Source organism: Alistipes sp. D31t1_170403_E11 (assembly GCF_015553985.1).
Classification (GTDB): domain Bacteria; phylum Bacteroidota; class Bacteroidia; order Bacteroidales; family Rikenellaceae; genus Alistipes; species Alistipes montrealensis.
The window spans coordinates 60,274-84,423 of the sequence record NZ_JADNHQ010000002.1 but is presented as its reverse complement, the minus strand read 5'-3'; the positions used below and the strand labels follow the sequence as shown (position 1 = coordinate 84,423).

At 50.6% G+C, this 24,150-nt stretch carries 19 protein-coding genes; 16 read left to right on the top strand and 3 right to left on the bottom strand.

The features are described from left to right. Position 1: 1 nt before the first annotated feature. On the top strand, positions 2-604 hold the full coding sequence (locus I2E69_RS03830) for a WbqC family protein (RefSeq protein WP_195458850.1): 603 nt from the start codon (positions 2-4) through the stop codon (positions 602-604). Here I2E69_RS03830 and I2E69_RS03825 read toward each other — a convergent pair. Then, positions 525-2,558: a glycoside hydrolase family 2 protein gene (locus tag I2E69_RS03825; RefSeq protein WP_195458849.1), complete on the bottom strand. Its 2,034-nt coding sequence runs from the start codon at positions 2,556-2,558 to the stop codon at positions 525-527. The genes I2E69_RS03830 and I2E69_RS03825 overlap by 80 nt on opposite strands. Positions 2,559-3,043: 485 nt before the next feature. Between I2E69_RS03825 and I2E69_RS03820 the strand changes: the two genes are divergently transcribed. From I2E69_RS03820 to I2E69_RS03790, 7 genes are all read left to right on the top strand, one after another. Further along, a complete protein-coding gene (locus I2E69_RS03820) occupies positions 3,044-4,276 on the top strand; it encodes a site-specific integrase (RefSeq protein WP_195458847.1) in 1,233 nt (410 codons plus the stop codon). 13 nt (positions 4,277-4,289) lie between these two features. Further along, complete coding sequence (locus tag I2E69_RS03815) at positions 4,290-4,649, top strand: hypothetical protein (RefSeq protein WP_195458846.1); 360 nt, start codon at positions 4,290-4,292, stop codon at positions 4,647-4,649. A gap of 630 nt (positions 4,650-5,279) precedes the next feature. Continuing rightward, the gene (locus I2E69_RS03810; protein ID WP_171035763.1) at positions 5,280-5,489 is read left to right on the top strand and encodes a helix-turn-helix transcriptional regulator; all 210 of its coding nucleotides are present in this window, start codon (positions 5,280-5,282) and stop codon (positions 5,487-5,489) included. Positions 5,490-5,528: 39 nt separating this feature from the next. Then, positions 5,529-7,076 carry a type I restriction-modification system subunit M gene (locus I2E69_RS03805; RefSeq protein ID WP_195458844.1) on the top strand — a complete coding sequence of 516 codons (1,548 nt, stop codon included), beginning with the start codon at positions 5,529-5,531 and terminating at the stop codon, positions 7,074-7,076. After that, positions 7,073-8,242 (top strand): restriction endonuclease subunit S, encoded by a 1,170-nt coding sequence (locus tag I2E69_RS03800; protein WP_195458842.1) that lies wholly within the window; start codon positions 7,073-7,075, stop codon positions 8,240-8,242. The genes I2E69_RS03805 and I2E69_RS03800 overlap by 4 nt, the downstream gene beginning before the upstream one ends. A gap of 1 nt (position 8,243) precedes the next feature. Continuing rightward, the gene (locus tag I2E69_RS03795) at positions 8,244-9,416 is read left to right on the top strand and encodes an AAA family ATPase (RefSeq protein ID WP_195458840.1); all 1,173 of its coding nucleotides are present in this window, start codon (positions 8,244-8,246) and stop codon (positions 9,414-9,416) included. Positions 9,417-9,428: 12 nt separating this feature from the next. Next, positions 9,429-12,533 carry a type I restriction endonuclease subunit R gene (locus I2E69_RS03790; protein WP_195458838.1) on the top strand — a complete coding sequence of 1,035 codons (3,105 nt, stop codon included), beginning with the start codon at positions 9,429-9,431 and terminating at the stop codon, positions 12,531-12,533. A 501-nt stretch (positions 12,534-13,034) separates the two neighbouring features. Here the strand turns inward: I2E69_RS03790 and I2E69_RS03785 are convergent. Further along, a complete protein-coding gene (locus I2E69_RS03785; protein ID WP_195458837.1) occupies positions 13,035-16,241 on the bottom strand; it encodes a hypothetical protein in 3,207 nt (1,068 codons plus the stop codon). A gap of 159 nt (positions 16,242-16,400) precedes the next feature. Between I2E69_RS03785 and I2E69_RS03780 the strand changes: the two genes are divergently transcribed. The 5 genes from I2E69_RS03780 to I2E69_RS03760 all read left to right on the top strand — a co-directional run bounded on the left by I2E69_RS03780 (position 16,401) and on the right by I2E69_RS03760 (position 20,046). Next, the gene (locus I2E69_RS03780; protein ID WP_229095374.1) at positions 16,401-16,613 is read left to right on the top strand and encodes a helix-turn-helix domain-containing protein; all 213 of its coding nucleotides are present in this window, start codon (positions 16,401-16,403) and stop codon (positions 16,611-16,613) included. A gap of 109 nt (positions 16,614-16,722) precedes the next feature. Then, entirely contained in the window at positions 16,723-17,238 is a 516-nt protein-coding gene (locus tag I2E69_RS03775; RefSeq protein WP_195458836.1) for a CvpA family protein, read from the top strand. After that, complete coding sequence (gene rsgA, locus I2E69_RS03770; protein WP_195458835.1) at positions 17,231-18,151, top strand: ribosome small subunit-dependent GTPase A; 921 nt, start codon at positions 17,231-17,233, stop codon at positions 18,149-18,151. The genes I2E69_RS03775 and rsgA overlap by 8 nt, the downstream gene beginning before the upstream one ends. After that, on the top strand, positions 18,132-18,854 hold the full coding sequence (locus I2E69_RS03765) for a TrmH family RNA methyltransferase (RefSeq protein WP_195460047.1): 723 nt from the start codon (positions 18,132-18,134) through the stop codon (positions 18,852-18,854). Before rsgA ends, I2E69_RS03765 begins: the two co-directional genes overlap by 20 nt. Continuing rightward, a complete protein-coding gene (locus tag I2E69_RS03760) occupies positions 18,847-20,046 on the top strand; it encodes an aspartate aminotransferase family protein (protein WP_195458834.1) in 1,200 nt (399 codons plus the stop codon). Before I2E69_RS03765 ends, I2E69_RS03760 begins: the two co-directional genes overlap by 8 nt. A gap of 33 nt (positions 20,047-20,079) precedes the next feature. Here the strand turns inward: I2E69_RS03760 and nfo are convergent, their stop codons facing one another. Beyond that, the gene (gene nfo / locus I2E69_RS03755) at positions 20,080-20,928 is read right to left on the bottom strand and encodes a deoxyribonuclease IV (protein WP_195458833.1); all 849 of its coding nucleotides are present in this window, start codon (positions 20,926-20,928) and stop codon (positions 20,080-20,082) included. A gap of 96 nt (positions 20,929-21,024) precedes the next feature. On the opposite strand from nfo, the gene I2E69_RS03750 reads away from it, so the two are divergent. From I2E69_RS03750 to I2E69_RS03740, 3 genes are read left to right on the top strand one after another with little or no spacing between them, the layout of a single operon-like run. Continuing rightward, entirely contained in the window at positions 21,025-22,251 is a 1,227-nt protein-coding gene (locus I2E69_RS03750) for a DUF3078 domain-containing protein (protein WP_195458832.1), read from the top strand. Positions 22,252-22,311: 60 nt separating this feature from the next. Further along, on the top strand, positions 22,312-23,949 hold the full coding sequence (locus I2E69_RS03745) for a S41 family peptidase (protein WP_195460046.1): 1,638 nt from the start codon (positions 22,312-22,314) through the stop codon (positions 23,947-23,949). Beyond that, positions 23,942-24,142 (top strand): hypothetical protein, encoded by a 201-nt coding sequence (locus tag I2E69_RS03740; RefSeq protein ID WP_195458831.1) that lies wholly within the window; start codon positions 23,942-23,944, stop codon positions 24,140-24,142. Before I2E69_RS03745 ends, I2E69_RS03740 begins: the two co-directional genes overlap by 8 nt. Positions 24,143-24,150: the final 8 nt, after the last annotated feature.

Here is a 24,150-nt window from a genome sequence, read left to right as displayed (position 1 = left end):
TATGACGATCCTTCCCCTTGCATACCTCCCGTCGGTGGAGTATTTCACGCACCTGGTGCGCGGCGGCTGCGTCGTGGACCTGGGCGAACATTTCGTGAAACGTTCCGAGCGCAACCGCGCACGGATACTGGCTGCGAACGGCGTGATGGAGCTTACCGTGCACGTCCGCAATGCCAACCGTCCCGGCCAGCCGGTGCGCGACGTGCGCCTCGATTACTCCAAGCGGTGGCAGCACCAGCACTGGGGGGCGTTGGTCGCTTCTTACAAGTCGTCGCCCTATTTCGATTTCTACGCCGGGCGGTTCGAGCCCTTCTACCGCCGGGAATATGAATTTCTCGCCGATTACAACCTGGGACTGCTCGACGTGATGTGCTCGCTGGCGAAGGTCCCGATGCCGGCGCTTTCCCGAACCTACGTCGAAGCCGCCCCCGGAGACTTCGACCTGCGGCCCAAGCGCAAAGAAGGCCCGGCGTTGATTGCCGAGCCTTATTTCCAGGTCTTCTCGGAGAGAATGCCTTTCGTGCCTAATTTGTCGTTTGCGGACCTGTTGTTCGCCGAAGGACCGGCGTCCGTTTCGGTTTTAGGACGTTGCCGACAAGGATAGTCACGCTGTCGCGCAGCTCTCCTGCCGCGGCTTTCACCTCGGTTTTACCCCGCAGCGACACCGAATCGGACCGGTACTGGCAGGGAGCGTATTCGCTCATGGCCAGTGTGTCTGTGCCGACGACCAGCGTCGGCACGCCTGCCGACGAATAGACGCGGAACGCCTGCATATCGTAGTCGCGCAGGCGGCGCCGCTTGTCGACGATATGCAGCGTCGGTTCTTCCTTGTTCCACATCGCCTTGTAGAGGTAGTAGGCGTCTTTGCACTCGCGGCGGTTGAGCGTCACGAGCCCTGCGCCGTTGACCCCGTAGGCGCGGCGCGACGAGCCGTAGTCGAACATGTTGTCGATCCATACGCCCCAGAACAGCGAGTCGTTTTGCAGGTTTTTGGCATATTCCTCGTGGAAACGCGTCTGCTTCTCCTCGGGCATCCAGTTCGAGCGGATTTCGGACTGTGCCGTGTAGCTCTTGTGGCCGATAAATCCGCTGCCGCCGTAGCTTACGGCTGAGCGCAGGTGGGACCAGTTTTTCTGCAACTGGTCGCGCCAGACGATCACGTCGTCGGTCGAACCGCGCCGCCAGCCTACGTCCTGCCGCCAGACGATCAGGTCGGTGATGAAGTTGATGTCGCCGTTCTGGTCGCTGTAAGCTACCGTCGGACGCGAAGAATCCATCGTGTGGGCTGTCTCGTTGAGCCGCCGGATATAAGGCGTCACGTCGTCGCCGCGCATCCAGAGGCGCGAGAAGATGCCCCACATCACCACCGACGGGTGGTTGATATTCTGGGCGATGATCTCCTGCAACTGATTCATTCCGTTCTGTTCGAAAGCCGGGGTGGCGTAGTAGGCCACGTCGCCGAGGAACGACGAGCGGTGCAGCGGTGCGTCGATCCAGACCAACATTCCCTGCTCGTCGCAGCGGTCGTAGAGGTACTGCGCATGCGGCATAACCGCCGAACGCAGGGCGTTGGCTCCCAGTGTGCGGATCATCTTCAGGTCGGTGTCGTAATCCTCCGGGACCAGCGTTCCGCCCGAGAGGGCGTTGTCGTGGTAGAGCGCGACGCCGTGTACGGGGATGCGCTCGCCGTTGATCGTCAGCCCTTCGGCCGTGCTGGCGCCGATCGTGCGGAAGCCCGTGCGGACGACGACGCTATCGGTGATGCTGTCTTCGCCGATGGAGGCCGTCACGGTGTAGAGCGCCGGGTCGTGCGGGTTCCACAGCCTCGGGTTGTCCACCGCGAAGGGTACGGTGACGGGTTTGCCGTCGAGGCGCGCCTTCTGGCGTTTCGAGAAGACCTGCTCTCCTTCGGGATTGGTGATCTCGATGTTGAGCGAGCAGTTGTTGTCGCCTTTCGAGGTGATGTGTACCTCGATTTCACCCTCGACTTTCTCGGGACTGACGGTCTGAGGATGTACCAGTACGCCGTCCGAACCGAGGTAGAGCGGCGAGATGGCCGTACGCTCGGTGAGGATCAGCTCCGCTTCGCGGTAGATGCCGCCGTAGAGGTTCATGTCGGTCGAAGCGGGCAGCACGTCGTCGCGGCCGCTGTTGGTGACCACCACGAGCAGCGCATTGTCGGTCCCGAAGCGGATTTTGTCGGTGACTTCGAATGTGAAGGCCGTTGCGCCGCCGCGGTGTGTGCCGACGTGGTAGCCGTTGACGAAAACGTCGGCGACCGACTGTACGCCGTAGAACTTCACGAAGAGGCGCTTGGACGACCATTCCACGGGGATGTACATGCCGTTCTGGTAGTTGCCCGTGGTTTCGAGCCAGTTGCCCTGGGCCTGGGGGTCGGTGTTCCAGCTATGGGGCAGGGTGATGTGGCGGGCGTTGTCGGAGGTTTTCTCCGACTTGAAGAAAAAGCGCCACCCTTCGTTGATCGGAAAAACCTCGCGGGCGCCGGCTGTCGTTGCAAAGCCCGTCAGCAGCAGCAAAATCGTCAGGTATCTTTTCATGGCACTGTCGTTTAAATTGTTGTTGGTCGCAGGGGCGCGTCTGCCGGAGCCGGGCCGGATTTCTCCGCGCCGCACCGGGGTTGCCGCCTGCCGGACAATGGATTGTCTTCTGCAAAGATAAGAATAAAAACCGAGAGATTGAGCAGATGAGCGCAGGAAGGTTGTAAATAAGGGGTTTAGAGGAAAACGGACTGCAAGGATGAAGCCAAGTGAAACCGCTAAAAAGCCAAATGAAACCGGAGTTACGTTACTATCCCGTTACTCTTTTCAAAACGGTGGCGGAGTTTTTGGGAGGCTTCCAACATGCTGAATTACAAGCTCGATTCGGAGGATTCTGACTGCAAATGTAGCGGGAATTTCGGATTATGGGCTGCACACCTCGAAAAAAGTCGGTTTTCGGGTGCGATTGCGCTGATTCGCTGCATTTTGCGTATCGACAAACGGCTCTACAAGAAATAATTTTGTTCACTAAAAATTGTAGAGTTATGAGATCGACTTTCAAAGTTTTATTCTATCTGAAACGCAACGCCCCGAAGAAGAACGGGCTTGTTCCGGTGATGTGCCGAATTACGGTAAACGGCAAAATCGCACAGTTCAGTTGCAAGCTGGACGTGGAGGAAAAATCGTGGAACGTGGAGTTAGGCCGCGTGTCCGGTCGCAGCGTGGTGGCACAGGAGGCCAACCGGATGCTGGATAAAATCCGCGTGGGTATCAACCAAGCCTATCAGAAAATCGCCGACCGGGACAATTATGTAACCGCCGAGAAAGTGCGCAACGCCTATCTGGGTTTAGGCATGAACCACGAAACGCTGCTGGCGGTCTTCCGGCAGCATAACGAGGATTACGAAAAGCAGGTAGGCAAGCTCAAAAGCCTGCGCAGCTATTGGAAATACTGCACCGTTTATAACCACCTCGCGGAGTTTATCGAAAAGCGGTACAAGGTCAGCGACATTGCTCTACGTGAGCTTACTCCGGCATTTATTACCGACTTCGAGCTGTTTCTCAAAACCGAAAAGAACCATTGCAACAATACGGTCTGGTCGTATATGATGCCGTTCCGTAAGATTATCTACATGGCCGTCAATAACGGACTGTTGCAGCGCGATCCGTTCTTCGCGTACAGCATCACCAAAGAGGAAACGAAGCGGGGTTTCCTGACCAAAGAGGAAATCAAGCTGCTGATTAACGGGACATTCAAAAAGAAGAGTTACGAGGTGATCCGCGACCTGTTCATTTTCTGCACCTTTACGGGATTGAGCTGGACGGATATGGCGAACCTAACGAAAGCGAACCTGCAAACCTCGTTCGACGGCCATCTGTGGATTATTACCAACCGACAAAAGACGGGTACGGAATCGAATATCCGCTTGCTGGAGGTTGCCAAGCATATCATCGAGAAATACGACGGCATGGCCGAGGGCGACAAACTGCTGCCCGTTCTGTGCTATGCCAACTGCAAGAACAGCATCAAGGTGATTGCGAGAAAATGCGGTATCGAGAAAAATGTCACGTGGCACATGAGCCGCCACACCTACGCGACGACCGTATGCCTGTCGAACGACGTGCCCATCGAAACTCTGTCCAAAATGTCGGGACACCGCAGCATCCGCACGACGCAAATCTACGCCAAAATCACGGCAGAAAAGGTGAGCCGCGATATGGAAAAACTCTCGCGGCGTATCGAGCAAATGGAGAATTTTATTTGTCAAACCATCTAAAAACGAATGTACAATGAAAAGAGATAGAATCACAATCCGCGAAAACGGTGTAACCCTGACGGGGAGCGAGGTATGGATGACGGCAATGGAGCTTGCCGAATTGTTCGGCACGACTGCCGGAGTGGTAAATGCAGGTATCAAGGCAATCATTAAAAGCGATACACTGCACGATTACGAGGTCTGCAAGTACATCCGGCTGGAAAACGGCAACGGCGCGGACGTGTATAACATGGAGGTCGTGGCCTCCCTTGCGTTCCGGCTCAATACACGGGGTGCGGCGGTGCTGCGCAAATGGCTAATCCGACGGGCTACCGCCCCGGCACGGGCAGCGGCTCCGATTATCATTCAGTATAAGGAGGGATTCATCTGTTAAGAACGACGGGCAGGCTTCAAAACCTGCCCGTTATCGTTTTCATCTGCCGGGTATTTTATCGACAAATTCTTGTATCTTACTCTGATTGGTTTGTGTTCGAACATCTGCGGGTCCCACGACAATACGACAGTAAATCCGTAAATCTGTACGACAACGCCTCTTTGCTGCAATAACTATTCGAACCGCTCGCTCCATAAATCGGTAAGGTTTTGCGGCAACACGTCCGCAAGGATTGGAATTGCCGTATCCGTTCCGTATCTCTGTCGTTATTCAAACCTACCTAAAATATCGCTTGCATCGTTTTTACCGGTAGTTGGCGTTTTAGAACTCGGAAAAGTAGCCTCGGAAATCTCTGCCTTGCACCCGAACGACAAGGCGTATCGCACGGCTTCATGAAGCGGTCGAAATCCGTTCTTCATCAATCCGACTTCTGTCGGATTTTATGTTCGTCGGAACATAGCAAGGTGTGTATCGAGTAACTCGATACCTTTCGGGTTACTCCCGAAAGCCTTGCCCTGCGGGGCGGAATCGCTCCTCCGTAGTCGGGCGATTCAAAGATAACAATTAAAAAAAGATAATTTGTTTCCCTTAATTCAGATAAATCAATATATTTGTAGTAGATTCAATAAAATGACTAGAATGAAAGATATAAATCGGCTTAAAATAGTTCTTGTTGAAAAGAAGAGGACTGGTAAATGGTTAGCAAAAGAATTGGGCAAAGATCCGTCTACCGTTTCTAAATGGTGTACTAACGTTTCGCAACCCGATCTGGTAACTCTTTCAAGAATAGCTGAGCTATTGAATGTTGATAGAAGAGATTTAATCAATAAAAGCAAATGATATTTCTGCGTATAATCATACTGAAACAATATAATAAAGATGACAACTATAAATCAAAGGGCTGAGTTACAAGCCAAGATATGGAAAATAGCCAATGAAGTACGTGGTGCTGTTGATGGCTGGGACTTTAAACAGTTTGTGCTGGGAGCACTTTTCTATCGTTTTATAAGCGAAAATTTCTCTAATTATATCGAGGGAGGCGATGATAACATTAACTATGCTAATTTACCTGACAGTGTAATTACACCAGAGATTAAACATGATGCAATAAAGACCAAAGGGTATTTTATATATCCGAGTCAGCTTTTTGTGAATGTAGCCAAGGCAGCAAATACAAATCCGAATCTGAACACGGAGCTAAAAAACATATTTAATGAGATTGAGAGTTCTGCCACCGGTTATCCTTCGGAAGAAGATATAAAAGGATTGTTTGCCGATTTCGATACTACCAGCACCCGACTTGGTAATACGGTTGAGAACAAAAATAGTCGCTTAGCTGCCGTGTTGAAAGGCGTGGAGGAGTTGAATTTTGGAAACTTCGAAGATAATCAGATAGACCTGTTTGGTGATGCCTATGAATTTCTCATCTCTAACTATGCCGCTAATGCAGGCAAGTCGGGAGGTGAGTTCTTTACGCCTCAACACGTTTCCAAGCTCATCGCACAGCTTGCTATGCACAAACAGACAAGCGTGAATAAGATTTATGACCCTGCCTGTGGTTCAGGCTCGCTACTTTTACAAGCTAAAAAACATTTCGATAATCATATTATTGAAGAGGGTTTCTTTGGTCAAGAGATAAATCACACGACCTATAACCTTGCTCGCATGAATATGTTTTTGCATAATGTGAACTACGATAAGTTTAATATTGCACTTGGTGATACGCTTCGATATCCACAGTTTGGCGATGACAAACCTTTTGATGCCATTGTTTCCAATCCGCCATATTCTGTAAATTGGATTGGCTCGGACGACCCTACGCTGATTAACGATGACCGTTTTGCTCCTGCTGGAGTGCTCGCTCCTAAGTCAAAGGCAGACTTTGCATTTGTACTGCACGCACTAAGCTACCTTTCAGGCAGAGGCAGGGCGGCTATTGTCTGCTTCCCCGGTATATTCTATCGTGGTGGTGCGGAACAAAAGATTAGAAAGTATTTAGTGGATAACAACTTTGTAGAGACGGTTATTTCACTGGCTCCTAACTTGTTTTATGGCACTTCGATAGCTGTAAATATCTTGGTACTTGCTAAGAATAAACGAGATACAAAAACGCAGTTTATAGATGCAAGTGGGGAAGATTTTTTCAAGAAGGTAACCAACAACAATATTCTTGAGGATAAGCATATCGAGAGGATTATGGAGATATTCGACCGAAAAGAAGATGTTGATCATATTGCTAAATCGGTAGACAACAAACATATTGCCGAAAAGGACTATAACCTTTCCGTTAGCTCCTACGTGGAAGCAAAGGATAATCGTGAGAAGGTAGATATTACGGCACTGAATGCAGAAATTTCACAAACGGTGGCGAAGATAAATGCACTCCGTGCAGATATTGACACTATTTTAAAGGAGATTGAGGCATGAGTTATTTAGATAAATTATTAGATGGTGTCAAGGTTGAGTGGACAGAAATAAGCAAAGCTCTCGTTCGCACAACTGGAACAAAGATCACGGCGGAACAAATGAAACAAATGCACAAGAATCAAGCACCTTTGAAAATTTTTGCAGGAGGTAAGACTGTCGCTTTTGTTGATTTTAAAGACATACCTGAAAAAGATATAAATAGGAAACCGTCTATTATTGTTAAGTCTCGTGGAGTCATTGAATTTGAGTACTATGATAAGCCATTCTCTCATAAAAATGAGATGTGGTCATATTATTCCCCCAATGAGTACCTTGACATAAAATTCATTTATTATTTCTTAAAAATAAATGAGCCTTATTTTCAGAATATTGGCAATAGGATGCAAATGCCACAGATATCAACTCCTGATACTGAAGAATTCAAAATCCCTATTCCATGTCCAGATAATCCGGAAAAATCACTTGCAATTCAAAAAGAAATAGTTCGTATATTAGATACTTTTACGGAGCTTACAGCTGAGCTTACAGCTGAGCTTACAGCTGAGCTTACAGCTCGCAAAAAGCAGTATAACTACTATCGTGACCAGTTGCTTAACTTTAACGAAAAAGAGGTTGAGTGGAAGCCATTAGAAATTTTAGCTGAAAACCTTGACTCAATTCGAAAACCTGTAACAAGCGGCTCCAGAGAGGCAGGTGAAATTCCATATTATGGGGCTTCGGGTATTGTAGACTACGTTAAAGATTACATTTTCGATGGAGATTTTCTGTTAGTTTCAGAAGATGGGGCAAATTTAATTGCTAGAAATACACCGATAGCATTCAGCATAAGTGGAAAAAATTGGGTAAATAATCATGCTCATGTATTGAAATTCCCTACTTATTCAGATAGAAGATTTGTAGAATACTATTTGAATAGCATTGATTTAACTCCATATATTTCTGGCGCGGCTCAACCAAAATTAAATCAGAAGAACTTAAACAGCATAAAAATTCCAAATCCATCTCCAGAGGAAAAAATACGCATCGTTTCCATTCTCGATAAGTTTGATACTTTCACTACCTCAATGAGTGAAGGCTTGCCTAAGGAGATTGAACTAAGACAAAAACAATATGAATACTACCGAGATATGTTACTAACATTTTCAACCGATAACATAGAAGCATAATATGGGACAGACATTAACGGAAATAGCAGAAGAACTTCAAAAATCAACGAAGAGAGTACAACTAATCTATGCCTTTAATGGTATAGGTAAAACACGCTTATCACGTGAGTTAAAAGAGTTGATAGACCCCAAAGATAAGAGAGATGAAAAAAGTAAAATTAAATTTCTATACTATAATGCTTATACCGAAGACTTATTCTACTGGGATAATGATTTAGATACAGACAAAAATAGAAAATTGATGATAAGACCTAACGGCTTTACCGAATTAGCTCTAAACTTTCTTAAAGATCAAGGTCAGGACAAAAATATCGGTTCTAATTTTCAACGTTACACAAATGATAAGTTAACGCCTAACTTTAATGAGCAGTACACAATAAAAGACAAGGATGGCAAAGAGCAGACGATAAGAGCCTATTCTGAAATCACCTTCTCTATTGAGGGTGGTAATGAGCAAAAAGTTGAGAATATAAAAATCTCAAAGGGAGAAGAAAGTAATTTAATTTGGTGTATCTTTTATAGTTTGCTTGAGCAGATTGTTGAAACCTTAAACGAAGATGATCTAACAAATCGAGCGACTCAAGATTTTAATGACTTAGAATATGTGTTTATTGACGACCCTGTAAGTTCATTAGACGATAACCATTTGATTGAGTTAGCAGTAAATATTGCAGAATTAGTAAAGACCAGTACTTCTAATGTACATTACATAATTACAACTCACAATCCTTTGTTTTACAATGTACTTTTTAATGAATTTGAGAATGATGTAGAGAAGAAATATGATCGTAAAAGAGATTCGGATAAAAAACGATTAGAAAAATTAGATGATGGTACTTATGCGCTTATAAATTCAACAGACACGCCTTTTTCTTATCATCTTTTTCTTTTGACTGAAATAGAGAAAGCGATTAAGTCAGGGGATATTCAGAAATATCACTTTAATTTTATGCGTAATATTCTAGAGAAAACGTGTACATTTTTAGGTTATAGAAAGTGGAAAAAACTGTTGCCAGATGGCGATCGTAAAGAATATTACAATCGCATAATTAATCTCTACAGTCATAATAAGCACCACGGAGAGGAAATACAGCCTATAACCGAAGAAGCTAAAACTGCATTGAAGGAGTTGGTAGATATATTAAAAACAACGTATCATTTTAGACAACCATAAAAAAATTACTAGATGAACCAATATAACACCATAGCAGAATCTAAAAACTTCATAGTTCTTGATGAGTATGCCAAGTACTCAATGGTGAGTGAGCCTCCTGTTGGTTATCAAACGGAGTTTGCCCTCGAACGAGAGCTTATACAAGACCTAATCAATCAAGGCTATGAAAACCCCTCAATAAAGAGTGCCGAAGCTATGCTAGCCAATGCAAGAGCACAACTTCAGGAGCTTAATAATGTGGTGTTTAGCGATGCTGAATGGGGGCGTTATGTGGAGGAGTATTTGGATAAGCCAAGTGACAACCTCGTTGAGAAGACAAGAAAAATACACGATAATCACATCCATGACTTTGTATTTGACGATGGGCATATCCAAAATATCTACTTAGTAGATAAAAAGGATATTAATCGTAACAAATTACAGGTAATATCACAATTTGAGCAGACCGGAACACATGCCAATCGTTACGATGTTACCATATTGGTCAACGGGTTGCCGTTGGTGCAAGTGGAGTTAAAAAAGCGTGGCGTAGCTATCCGTGAAGCGTTTAATCAAGTACACCGCTATACGAAAGAGAGTTTTAACCGAGAAAATTCTCTATTCAAGTACCTGCAAATCTTCGTTATCTCGAACGGAACAGATAGCCGATATTTTGCAAATACTACAGAGCGAAATAAAAATAGCTTCGACTTTACGATGAACTGGGCAAAAGCCGACAACACCCTAATCAAAGATCTCAAAGACTTTACAGCTACGTTCTTCCAGAAGAACACACTCCTAAATGTGTTGCTCACCTATTCGGTTTTCGACACAAGCGACACGCTGCTAATCATGCGACCCTATCAAATTGCAGCAACCGAGAGAATCCTGTGGAAAATTAAAAGCTCATTTCAAGCAAAGCAATGGTCTAAGCCCGAAGGTGGCGGATATATATGGCACACGACAGGATCGGGCAAAACCCTCACCAGTTTCAAAGCGGCTCGACTGGCAACACAGCTTGATTTTATCAACAAAGTGTTCTTTGTGGTGGATCGCAAGGATCTTGACTTTCAGACGATGAAAGAGTATCAACGATTCTCTCCCGATAGTGTTAATGGATCTGATAGTACGGCAGGGTTAAAAAGAAACCTCGAAAGAGACGACAACAAGATTATAGTTACCACCATTCAGAAGTTAAACAACTTGATGAAGAGCGAAGGTGAATTATCAATCTATCAAAAACAGGTAGTATTCATCTTTGATGAATGTCACCGCTCGCAGTTCGGAGAGGCTCAAAAGCTCTTACGGAAAAAGTTTAAACGATACTATCAATTCGGTTTTACTGGAACGCCTATATTTCCTGAAAATGCTTTGGGAGATGAGACAACCGCAAGCGTATTTGGTCGTGAGCTGCACTCGTATGTCATCACAGATGCAATCAGAGATGAAAAGGTATTGAAGTTCAAAGTTGATTACAACGATGTTCGACCTAAATTCAAGGGGATTGAGTCAGAGCAAAATGAGGAAAAACTGAGCTCAGCAGAGTATAAAAAAGCAATGCTTCACCCTGCTCGCATAAAAGAGATATCGCAATATATCTTGCAGAATTTCAGAATCAAAACCCATCGTACCCAAGGAGGAGGAAAAGGTTTTAATGCGATGTTTGCAGTTAGTTCGATTGATGCCGCAAAATGTTACTATGAGGAGCTGAACCTTCTGCAAAAGGATAGTGAAAAACCGCTCAAGATTGCGACCATCTTCTCTTTTGCTGCCAACGAAGAGCAAAACGCAATAGGCGAGATAGTTGACGAAACCTTTGAGCCTACGGCAATGGATCTGAGTGCTAAAGAGTTTCTAACCAAGGCTATTGACGATTATAACGCAATGTTTAAAACAAGTTATGGTGTTGATAGCAAAGAGTTTCAGAACTATTACCGTGACCTTGCCAAAAGAGTAAAAAGCAAAGAGGTTGATCTTGTTATTGTTGTAGGCATGTTCCTTACGGGATTTGATGCTCCTACACTCAATACGCTATTTGTGGATAAAAACCTGCGATATCACGGACTTATGCAGGCTTTCTCTCGTACTAACCGAATTTATGATGCTACCAAAACGTTTGGTAATATCGTTACTTTTAGAGATTTGGAGGCTGCGACAATTCAGGCAATTCAAACATTCGGGGATAGTAGCACAAGAAATGTAGTACTCGAAAAGAGCTACAAAGAGTATTTGGAGGGCTTTACGGATATTGTGACAGGCGAAGCACGTAGAGGTTACATAGAAGTTGTAGCGGAGCTAAACGAGAAGTTCCCAACGCCGGAAGAAATAATTACCGAGAGCGATAAAAAGGAGTTTGTAAAACTATTCGGTGAGTACCTGCGTGTAGAAAATATCCTACAAAATTACGATGAATTTACGCACCTAAAGGCTCTTCAAGCAATAGACATAAACGATCCTCAAGCCGTTGAAGCATTCAAAGAGGCGAACTTTATGACAGATGAGGACATAGCCACAATGCAACAAATTCAGGTACTACCCGATCGGACAATTCAAGATTACAGGTCTACCTATAATGATATTCGTGACTGGTTAAGACGTGAGAGAAGTGGCAAAGAAGAGGAGAAGTCGAAGGTTGATTGGGATGATGTAGTCTTTGAGGTCGATTTGCTAAAATCTCAAGAGATAAACCTCGACTATATTCTCGAACTAATTTTTGAACATAACAAAAAGACCAGCGACAAAGTTGCATTGATTGAGGAAATCCGCAGGGTTATCCGTGCAAGTATTGGCAATAGAGCAAAAGAGAGCTTAGTGGTTGATTATATCAACGAAACAGATTTAGACGCTATCTGCGATAAACCAAGTATTCTGGATTCCTTCTATAGCTATGCACAAGAAAAATTGAGAGTAGAGGCAGCACAGTTAATTGCTGATGAGAACCTAAATGAGCAAGAGGCAAAACGTTATATATTAACCTCTTTAAAGCGTGAGTATGCAAGCGAAAACGGAACGGAACTTAACGCTATTTTACCTAAGATGAGTCCTCTGAACCCACTGTATTTGACGAAAAAGCAAAGCGTTTTCAAAAAGATTGCTTCATTTATAGAAAAATATAAGGGTATAGGTGGACAACTTTAGTTAGATAGAATGCAAGGGATCTTTATTCTAAATAATAGAACAGGTATATTAGACTATATTAAAATCGTGGCAAACTAATTGCCCAATCAAGAAATTAAGCTATTTTTGTATCTGAGTTGTTTGACGAGATGCAAAGCGCAGTAGTTCAGCGCAGTTATATTGTCGCTAAATCGTTACCGACAACTTTCTTTCTCACTACTCAACGCTGTCATTCAGACAGATACGCAAAAGTTTCTTATCCGCGGCAAAGATAATACAACCTGCGCTCAGCGGCAAATTTTTTTGTCTGCGTCGTTGCTCCGTTTGTGTTCCATCGGCGAAATGCGGGCCGGGCGCAAAGCCGGGGAAGGTCCGGTTTTACGCCCGGCGGGCATCGGAAGGCGCAGGGGCAAAAAAATGGCGGACCGCGCCTCTTCGGTCCGCCAAAAAGCAGGGGATGGATGTGAAACTTGTTAACTAAAAAACAACTCCTTGGGTGTCATCCCCTGCGAGAGATTCAGTTTAGTTCACCGGAGCGGGTTTCGTGCCGCCCTTGACCGTAACGATTACCTGATCGGCTTTCGTCGTACGCGTGCCGAACTGGTAGGTGTATTCGACATTTACTACGACTTTGATCGGGGTCAGGATCTCCAGACCGCTGTCCTTGAGCGTTACGACGCCCGTGGCCTCATCTACCGTGATTGCGGTGTTGATGTTGGTCGTGGTGTACTTGACCGAACCTTTCAGTGCCGTTGCGAGATCGGCGGCCAGGCTGCTGTCCTGCGTGGCGTCGAATACGTTGGCTGCCGGGTCGATTGCCGCGCCGTTCTGGGCTGCGAGTTTCAGCATCGAAGCCACCTTGAAGGTCTTGGTGCTTTCGCCTGCATAGATCGTAGCGTCCACTTTGCTGTCTACGGTGATTGCCGTTGCGACGGGATCGTCGATCTTCACGATGAAATACTCCGTGTCGAGCACCTTGCCGTTGAGTTTCAGTTCGGCTTTCACGATCAGGTCGAGGTTGTTCCAGTCGTTCCAGGTCAGGACGTTGCCGGTGATTGCCGGAATCGTCTTGCCTGCGTCGGCGAGTTTCTTGAGGGCTGCGGTCTGTGCTTTCTGGGCAGCGTCGGTGGCCGTAGCGTCGTTGACTACCGAGTAGGCGATCTCGGTTCCCTGGAGTTCCCCGGTGTAGGCGAATGCCTGCGCCAGTTCCTTGTCAGTCACGCTGAACTGCGAACCCGAGAGCGTCGTGCTGGCTTTGGCCTTGCCGTCCGAACCGAAGTAGGCGTTGTTCTTGGTCATCTTGGCCGTCGGCTCGACGAGTTTCACGTCGCTCTTGAAGGTTACTTCCAGACCGGTTCCTTTCGCGTCGACGAACTTGATGCTCGGCTTGTACGAGGTAGCGTATGCAGCGTCGCTGTCGAACGTCACCTTGATGACTTTGTTGGCTGCATCTGCACTCAGAGCGGCTTTTCCGGCCTTTGTCGGGGTAGCCGTTGCGGCGTAGATGACGCCCTGGAAGGTAGCCTTGTCGCCGAATGCATCCTTGAGTGCGTCCGTCCAGAGCAGATCGGCGTAGTTCTTCTGCAGGTCGAACTCGTAGCCGCCCGTGTAGGTCTTCGATGCGGCCGGAAGCGTGAAGACGCCGTCCGTGCCGAGTTTGGGCATACCCGTTACGTTGACCGTCGTTTCGATCGTCGAACGGGTCTTGTCGGCGTGCATGTAAACCGCTTTCACGACATAAGTTGCTGTCTGCTTCAGGTCGCCCGTAAGGGTTACGTCGGCCAACTGGCCGTCGGATTCCAGTGTCGGCTGCGAAATAAGCGCGATGTCGGCAGTGATATCCGTAACGACTTCACCGTTCTTGGTGATCTCTACAGTGTATTTTTCGGCAGCGAGAGCATCGGCTTTTACATAACCCGCCATCTGCTTGTAAAGGGCGGCTTTCAGGACGTTCGTGCCGTCTTCGTTTTTAGTCAACACAATATTTTCCGCCGTGTATACGTTTTTATTCACAGTAGCCGACGCAGTTGCGTATTTCCACATCAGGTTTGCACCCGAAGTCGTAACGTTTGTGTTGATGCCCACAACCGTTACTTTCTGCTTAGCGGTTCCGAGTTTCAGCGTCTTGCCGCCGGTCGTCACATTAATGGTGTAATCCTTGGACGTAATGGAGTTGTCGATCAGCGATACGTCGCCTACCTTGGCGGCTTTGATCGCTACCGAACCTGCTTTCAGATCATAGTTGGCCGCCGTGCCGACGACATCGGGGTTCGTTGTCGGAGCCTTGATCTCGTAAGCGAGTGCATCGCCCCACATTTCGGCGAGTGTGTAGTATTTGCCGGTCTCGGGCGTGTAATAAACCTGGAAATCCTTGAAGAACGTGACGGTTTCCGACGAATTGTATGCCAATTCGCTCGCATGGACAGTACCCATCGTGACGGTTACGAACTTGTCACCCTCTTTTTTGGCAAGTACCAGCTGGTCGTTGATCTTGCCTCCGGTGTTGATTTTCTTGTCGGCTCCGAGGAATGAAGTGGTGTAGTCGATGCCGTATTTGTTCTCTTTGTCTTTCGAGGGGATATTGACATTCAGGGCGAATGCGAGGGCCTCGTTGGCTACCGAACCGAATTTGTAATTCGTCGAAACGGTTACGCGGAATTTACCGTTCTTGGCCGACTGTTCGTCGGGAACGACGCTGATGACCGTAAAGGCCGGATCGGCTGCTGCGCGGGTCTTTACCGGCTCGACAACGAAGCTGACATTGTCTTTGGTGATTTCGGCGGCTTTCGAGGCGGGCGAAACACGGAACGTCATGGTTGCCGTAGGTTCGTCCTTGGCTCCGAGATAGTGGTTCGTGCCGGCTATTTCGATAAATGCGGCAGCGTTGAAGTAAACGATGTTGTCCTGAGCCTCGTCGAGGTATTCGGGAACGAAGACGATCGACTGAATGCGGCCTTCGAGTTCGGCGACACGGTCGAGCAGCGGTCCGATCTTGTCGATCAGGGCTTTCAGTTCCTCGTCCAGATTCGTGGACGATACGACACCCTGACCGAGGTTGTTGATGGTTGCTTTTCCGACGATTGTTTCGATAGCTTTCCAGTATTCGCTTTGCTCGGCCTTGATTTGATTCAGGATTTCCTGGCTTGCAGCCGTTGTTGCGTCGGCCTTGGTGAAGTTGTAGCCGTTGTCTGCGAGGTATTTCTGGATTTTCGGGCCCATCCAGTCGCCTACGTTGTTTTTCAGATTGGCAATATCCTGCTCGCGCAACTCTTTGAGGGCGGCAGCGACGGCTGCGTCGATCGAGCCGCCTTTTTTGGTGATGGCTTCGATAGCGGTATCCAGATCGTTCAGAGCCGTTGCCGTGGCGTAATAGTTGCCCAGTGCCTTTTTCAGTGCATCGGCTGTAGTGGCTTTGCCGATCTCGGTTGTAACATACTGTTTGAGCGAGCTTTCCAGCCCGTTGAGTTTTTCCAGCTGACCTTTGAGATCGCTTACGCCGTCGAGTTTTCCCGCAAGTTCGTTCACCTTGCTAGTGAGGCTGGTGATATCGGGAATTGTCTTTTTGATGGCTTCAAGCTGCTCGGGAAGACTGGATATGGTTACGTCCATACCATCGAGGCGCTTGTTGATGGAGTCGATGTCGTCGTCGTAGTCTTTACAGCCGACACCGGCCAGCATGGTTCCGGTCAGGAACAATGCCAGAAATTTTTTGAACAAGTTGTTTTTCATAGTAAAAAGTAATTGAGATGATAATGTGTTTGTATTTAGTTTTCAATTTGTTATCAGTATGACCCTCTTTTTTGATGGTATCATATATGATACGCATGGTGCAAATATATATATAAAAATTTGCACAACAAAATTTTTGTCCAAATTTTTGAAATGGGAATGAATTATCAGGAAGAAATCCTTTATATCTCTACGAGGATCAAGGAGTTGAGGAAGGAGCGTAAGCTGACCGTACAGGAGTTGGCTTACCGGTGTGACATGGAACGATCCAATCTGAGCCGTATCGAGGCCGGACGGACTAATCTTACTGTAAAGACCATCTGTAGCATCTGTAATGCGCTGAGTGTTAACCTGCGCGATGTAATCCGTTAACGCAATATACCTATATTTATATGGATTGCGCTTAATCGTTCATTGTATGCTTTTTTTGGGCTGTTTCTTTAAAATTTGTATCTTTACGGAACTAATTTGAAACGGCTTTTTGAATACACTTGATTTAATCGTTTGCCTCGTACTGGTACTGGCCGTCTGGAACGGATGGCGCCAGGGATTCATCGTGCAGATATGCTCCCTTGCCGGGATTGTGGCGGGCATCTGGCTCGCTGCGCGTTTCGGTGCGCAGGTCGGCGAATGGATGCGGCTCGATGCCGACGTGGCCGCTGCGGGCGGCTTCGTCACGGTGTTGGTCGTCGTCGTGCTCGTCGTTGCCATCGCCGCGAGGCTGGTGCGCAAGGTGTTCCACTTTGCAGGGTTGGGCATTGCCGATACGGTGCTGGGCGTTGCGGTATCGGTTTTGAAGTACCTGCTCATATTGAGCGCGCTCTTCTCGGCCTTCGATACGCTGAACGAGGACTATTGCCTTGTGGGGCCGGAGACGATCGAACATTCGAAAAGCTATAAACCCGTCAAGCGGCTCTCCGAATCCATTTTTCCTTTTCTGGAGTGGGTCGGCGAGCAGGTTCCCCGGCGGGAAGAAAAAACGACAGCCGATGGATAAGAAGTTTACGGCCACAGTGGTCCGGGCGACGGGCAGTTGGTACGACGTGTTGCACGACGGCACGCCCGTACGCTGCCGTATCCGGGGTAAACTGCGCCTGAAAGGGGTGCGTTCGACCAATCCGGTGGTCGTGGGCGACGAGGTGGTATGCGAGGCAGACGACGGGGGCGACTATGTGATCGCCGACATCGTGCCGCGGCGCAACTACGTGATCCGCCGGGCTTCGAACCTCTCGAAAGAGTCGCATATCATCGCCGCCAACGTCGATCAGGCGTTGCTGATGGCGTCGCTGCGTTCGCCCGAGACGCCCACGGAGTTCGTGGATCGTTTCCTGGTGACCTGCGAGGCCTATAAAGTCCCCGTGACGATCCTCCTGTCGAAGATCGACCTGCAGGATGCCGAGGCCGTTGCGGAGTTCCGCGCGGTCTACGAGGGCGCCGGTTACCGGGTGCTGGAAGTTTCGGCCACGGAGGGCCGGGGCGTGGAGGCTGTGCGTGAACTGCTCGCGGGCCGCACGACCCTCGTTTCGGGAAATTCGGGCGTCGGGAAGTCGACGCTGATCCAGTGCATCGACCCTGCATTGGACATCCGTACGGGCGAAATCTCCGAGAGTCACCACAAAGGCCGCCACACGACGACCTTCTCGACGATGTATCCGCTGGCCGGAGGCGGCGCAGTGATCGACACGCCGGGCATCAAGGGCTTCGGGCTGATCGACATCGACGAGGCCGAGTTGTGGCACTATTTTCCCGAGATGATGCGTGTTGCGCCTGCCTGCCGGTTTTACAACTGCACCCACACCCACGAACCGGGCTGTGCGGTGGCCGAAGCTGTGAAAGCGGGTGAAATTGCCTGGCCGCGCTATGAGAGTTACCTGAAAATCCTCGACGATGATGAAAAATACCGCAAATAACGACTCTCCGGAAACGGCCTTCGATTTCGGGCCTGATGCTGTGCGCTACGCCGAACGCATTGCCTGCCTCGCCGGGTTTATGACGCCGGAGCGGTATGCCGTTTTGAGGAAGACGGTCTCCATGCGTACGCGCTATATGACCGTGCTGGCCGAGAACATGTACCACGGGCAGAACGCCGCGGCGCTGATCCGCCATTGCGAAGCGTTCGGCGTGCAGGAGATGCATACCGTGGAGGCGCTCTGCCGGTTCGAACCCAACCCCGACATTGCGCGCGGCACGGACCAGTGGGTCGACGTGTGCCGCCACGCCTCGACAAGCGAGGCCGTCGCCGCTCTGAAGGGGGCAGGCTACCGTATCGTGGCCACTACGCCCCACCGCGAGGATGTAACGCCCGAGACGTTCGATGTCGGACGGGGGCCTTTCGCACTGGTCTTCGGGACGGAGCACGCCGGAATTTCCGACGAGGTGATCGCCTCGGCCGATGAGTTCCTGCGCATCCCGATGTGCGGCATGGTCGAGAGCCTGAACGTTTCGGCCTCGGCGGCGATCCTGATTTACATGCTTTCCGAGCGGATGCGCATCACGGTCGACGGCTGGCAGATGACGCCCTCCGAACAGGCCGAAGTCCTGTATGGCTGGATGCGGCGCAGCGTGAAGGACGCGAATGCGATTTTAAAAAGGAAATTCGGTGAAAATGAATAATATCCTGCGTAAACAATTTCTCGCGCATGTCGCCCAGACTTCGCCTTCGCCGATGCTGGTGGAGGTCGCACGTGCCGAAGGCTCGTTTTTCTATACGCCCGGGGGTAAACGCTATTTCGACCTGGTGGCCGGGGTTTCGGTGAGTAACGCCGGGCACTGCAATCCTGCCGTGGTGCGGGCCGTGCAGGAGCAGGCTGCGCGCTATATGCATGTGATGGTCTACGGCGAATTGGTCGAGACGCCGCAAGTGGAGTATGCCGCCAAGGTCGCTTCGCTGCTGCCCGCACCGCTCGAATGCGTTTACTTCGTCAATTCGGGCGCCGAGGCGGTCGAAGGGGCTTTGAAACTGGCGAAGCGCTTCACCGGGCGGACGGAGATCGTCTCCATGCGCCGTGCCTACCACGGCTCGACGCACGGCGCGATGAGCGTTATGGGTGCTCCCGAAGGCGAGGAGTGGAAAGGGGCGTTCCGGCCCCTGCTGCCCGACGTGCAGGCGATTTCTTTTAATGATTTCGATGACCTGAGTCGCATCACACGCCGCACGGCCTGCGTCCTGGCCGAGCCGGTGCAGGGCGAAGCCGGCGTCCGTCCGCCCCGCGCAGGTTATCTGGAGGCGCTGCGCAGGCGCTGCGACGAAGTCGGCGCGCTGCTGATCTTCGATGAAATACAGACCGGCATGGGCCGCACGGGCGAACTTTTCGCCATGCTCAAATACGGCGTTACGCCCGACATCGTGTGCCTGGCCAAAGCCTTCGGCGGGGGAATGCCCCTCGGGGCGTTCGTCTCCCGGCATGAAGTGATGGACACATTGCAGGACAACCCCGTGCTGGGGCATATTACCACCTTCGGCGGGCATCCGGTCTGCTGTGCGGCGGGACTTGCGGCGCTGAACTATTTGCTCGACAATCGCGTGGTTGAGACGGTCGAAGCGAAGGGTGCGCTTTACGAGCGCCTGCTTGCGGACCATCCCGCCGTGCGGGAGATTCGCCGTTCGGGGCTGTTGCTGGCCGTCGAGCTGGGTGAATCGGGAAAGCTCTACCGCATCATGGAACTTTTCAAGGAAGAGGGTATCCTGAGCGACTGGTTTCTGTTCTGCGACACGGCGTTCCGCATCTCGCCGCCCCTTACGATTTCGGAAGAAGAGGTGCGCGAAAGCGCGGCGATTATCCGCTCCTGCCTGGACCGGTTGTAAAAAGATAGGGAGGCTTTCCGAAGCCTCCCTTTTTTATGCCTCCCCGGCGAATGATTTGAGCTGGGCGATCTCCTCGTTCCAGCGCGCCTCGTCGGGTGTTTCGAGGATCAGAGGAATTCCGTCGAAGCGCTTGTCCCCGGCGATGTAACGGAAGCACTCCATGCCGATCATGCCTTCGCCCAGCGGCGTGTGGCGGTCGACGCGGCTCCCCAGGATTTTCATAGCGTCGTTCAGGTGCATGCCTTTCAGGTATCGGAATCCGACGACGCGTTCCAGTTCGGCGAATGTGGCGTCGCACGCTTCCCGGGTCCGAAGGTCATATCCTGCCGCGAAGGCGTGGCAGGTGTCGATGCAGACGCCCACGCGCGATTTGTCCTCCACCCGGTCGATCAGGTAGGCCAGGTGCTCGAAGCGGAATCCGAGGTTCGAACCCTGCCCCGCGGTATTCTCGATCACGGCCGTCACGCCGCTTGTCTTGTCGAGCGCGATATTGATCGACTCGGCGATCCGGTCGAGGCTCTCCTGCTCGGTGATCTGTTGCAGGTGGCTGCCGGGGTGGAAATTCAGGCGGTCGAGGCCCAGCAGTTCGCAGCGCTGCATCTCGTCGAGGAATGCTGCGCGCGATTTTTCGAGCGGCTCCTCTTCGGGATGTCCGAGGTTGATCAGGTACGAGTCGTGGGGCAGTATCTGCGCCGGGGTGTAGCCGTATTGTTCGCACGCCTTGCGGAAGGCGTCGATCTCACCCGCAGAAAGCGGCTTGGCAACCCATTGGCGCTGGTTCTTGGTAAACAGGGCGAAGCCCGTGGCTCCGATATTGTGTGCGTTGACGGGGGCGTTCTGTACGCCGCCCGATGCGCTTACGTGTGCTCCGAAATATTTCATAGTTGGTCCTTTCCGTTTAACTTTCAGACAAAGTTAAAGATTTTGTAAATAAATTCATAAATTTGTAGATTGAAAATCAAATACAATCGCTTCGCTATGAAACATTTTTACCTGATTCTCGCGTTGGCGCCGATCCTGACGATGTCGGTCCCGGCTTCGGCGCAGATTTCCATCGACGAAGTCAACGCCGAACAGCAGAGCGTGACTTTCCGCGACCGGCTTAAATCCACCTCTGTCGATGCCGATTATTTCAGTCTGGCCCGCTACAAGGCCGAGCGTGCCGCGATCCGCAAGGAGCGCAACTACCTCGAATTCGGCGGCGGCCTGCAGGGATCGCTGACCTCGTACAACGACCCCTGGATTTCGGTCTCGGGCGGTGATAACTCCATTGCGCTGACGGCGACTTTCAGCCTGCGCCATATCTTCAAGAAAAACCTCTTCTCGATCGAAACCAAGTTCAATGCCAAGCTGGGCTACAACCGCATGAAGGTCGAGACGCAGCGTCTGGACCAGGACGGCAAGCCGATGGTCGACGAGAGCGGGAACAAGATCATGGACAGCGAAGGCGTGTGGTTCAAGAACCAGGACGAGTTCGTTATCTGGGTGAACCCGGCGTTCGAGATGGCGAAGAACTGGTCTTACGGTTCGATCCTGCAATTCCGCAGCCAGTTCGTCAACGGTTACAAATCGCGCTCAGAACAGGAGAAGAAGCATCTCAAGAGTAAATTTATGACCCCGGGTTACCTCGATATTTCGCTGGGTATCACTTATAAAAGCCCCAAACCGAAATTTCCGATCACGGTGAATATGTCGCCCCTCGCCTTGAACGCCACCTTTGCCGAAAGCGACTGGATTCGTATGCGGCAGGTCGGCAGCGACGACAAGGAGATCAAGCCGGCCTATCCCTACGGTATCGAGGATCCCGACAAGACTTCGAAATACGAGGGCGGTTCGTCGATCGAAATCGGTTTCGACCGTACGTTCGGCAAAACGGGCTACCTGCGTTATCGTACGACGATATTTTCCTTCTACGGCTGGATCACGGACATTGGCCAGAAGAACAAGATCAGCGACTACACCAAATACCTCGAAGCCTATGAGAAGTGGTCCGAGGGCGATAAAAACATCAAGGACAAACCCCGTCTGCCGATCCATCCTACGGTGCGCTGGGAAAATATACTCGACATCAAGGCAACAAAATACCTCGCCACAACGTTAAATTTCCAGCTTTATTACAACCGGTCGCAGAATCCCGATGTGCAGGTCCGTACATTGTTGAGCGTGGGCCTGACGTACACCTTCAAAAACAAGCCGAAACCCTGATGACCTAAAATCGTTGCGGATTATTAAATACGGAACCGGCGTCCGGAATGCCATAATATGATGTATAAAAACTCGAAACATACCATCCTCTTCCCGCTGCTGCTGGCCGCGGGGGTGGTTCTGGGCCTGTTGCTGGGCCAGTATCTGGGCCGCAATACCACGACCTCGCAGCTCAAGGGCATGCTCAGCCGCATGGCGCTGCCCAACAACAAACTCTCCTATACGCTCTCGCTGATCGAGAACCAGTATGTCGATTCGGTGTCGATGGATTCGCTGGCCGAGCACGTCATCCCGATGCTGGTCAAGGAACTCGATCCCCACTCGGTCTATATTCCCGTTTCGGAGATGCAGGCCCTGAACGAACCCCTCGAAGGGGAGTTCGACGGTATCGGTGTGGTCTTTAACATGGCTACCGACACGGTCATCGTGTTGAATGTCATTCCCCAGGGTCCGAGCGACAAGGCCGGGATCAAGGCCGGCGACCGGATCATCGAGATCGACGATTCGCTTGTCGCCGGACGCAAGATTCCCCAGTACAATGTCGTCAAGAAACTGCGCGGCCCGCGCGGTACGACGGTTCACCTGGGCCTCGAACGGCAGGGTATCTCCGACCTGGTCGAGGTCGATGTCGTGCGCGGCGTGATTCCGATCAAGAGTATCGAATCGGCTTTCCGCATCGCCGACGGCGTAGGGTACGTCAAGTTGGGGCAGTTTGCCCGCAGTACGTTCGACGAGCTCGACCGGGCACTCGCCTCGCTGCGCGCCGAGGGTGTGACGAAGCTGATCTTCGACCTGAGGGGCAACTCGGGCGGCTTCCTCGACCAGGCGATCGCCGTGGCCAACGAGTTCCTGCACGAGGGCCAACTGATCGTCTATACCGAAGACCGTCACCACAAGCAGGTGCGCGAATACGCCGACGGTAAAGGCAAGGCGCAGGATATGGAGGTCGTGGTGCTGATCGACGAAGGAAGCGCCTCGTCGAGCGAGATTCTTGCCGGAGCGTTGCAGGATAACGACCGGGGTACGATTGTCGGACGCCGTTCGTTCGGCAAAGGCCTCGTGCAGCGCCAGATACCTTACAGCGACGGTTCGGCCCTGCGGCTGACGACGGCGCGTTACTATACCCCGACGGGCCGTTCGATCCAGAAACCCTACACGATCGGCGATGACGCCGACTACGAAGAGGACCTTTATAACCGCTATAAGAACAACGAGTTTTTCTCGGCCGACAGCATCCATTTTGCCGATTCGCTCAAACGGGTGACTCCGGGCGGAAAGGTCGTATACGGCGGTGGCGGTATCATGCCGGACGTATTCATCCCGGCCGACACGACCGACGTGACGAAGTATTTCGTCGAGGTGGCGGGCCGCAATATCCTCTACCGCTATACGATCGAGTATGCCGACCGTCACCGCGAGGCGCTCAACGCGGTGAAGACGATCGACGAGTTGCAGGCATTGCTCGACAGCGATAAAACCCTTGTGGAAGATTTCGTCCGCTATGCCGCCCGGAAGGGCGTTGCGCCGCGTCCGGCAGACATCGCCCGTTCCCGGAAACTGATCGAAGCCCAGCTTAGGGCCTACATAGGCCGCAATACGGCGCTGGAAGACAATGGTTTCTACGTAAATATCTTCCCTGTGGACAATGTCGTCATGCGCGCCATCGGGATCTTAAACGAACCGGATAGCAATGATTAAGAAACTGATCGGTATTATCGTGGCCGTGGCGGTAATCGCCATTATTGTCGTCGTGGTCCTCCGGCGCGACAATTTCCGGTCGATGGTCCTGCGCGGGGAACAGCCCGACGCTCCGGCGGCGGCTGTCGTCGCTGAGCCCGCGCTTCCGGCAGCGGTCGATTCGCTTGCCGTCGGAGTCCGGGATTCGATCTGAAAACCTTT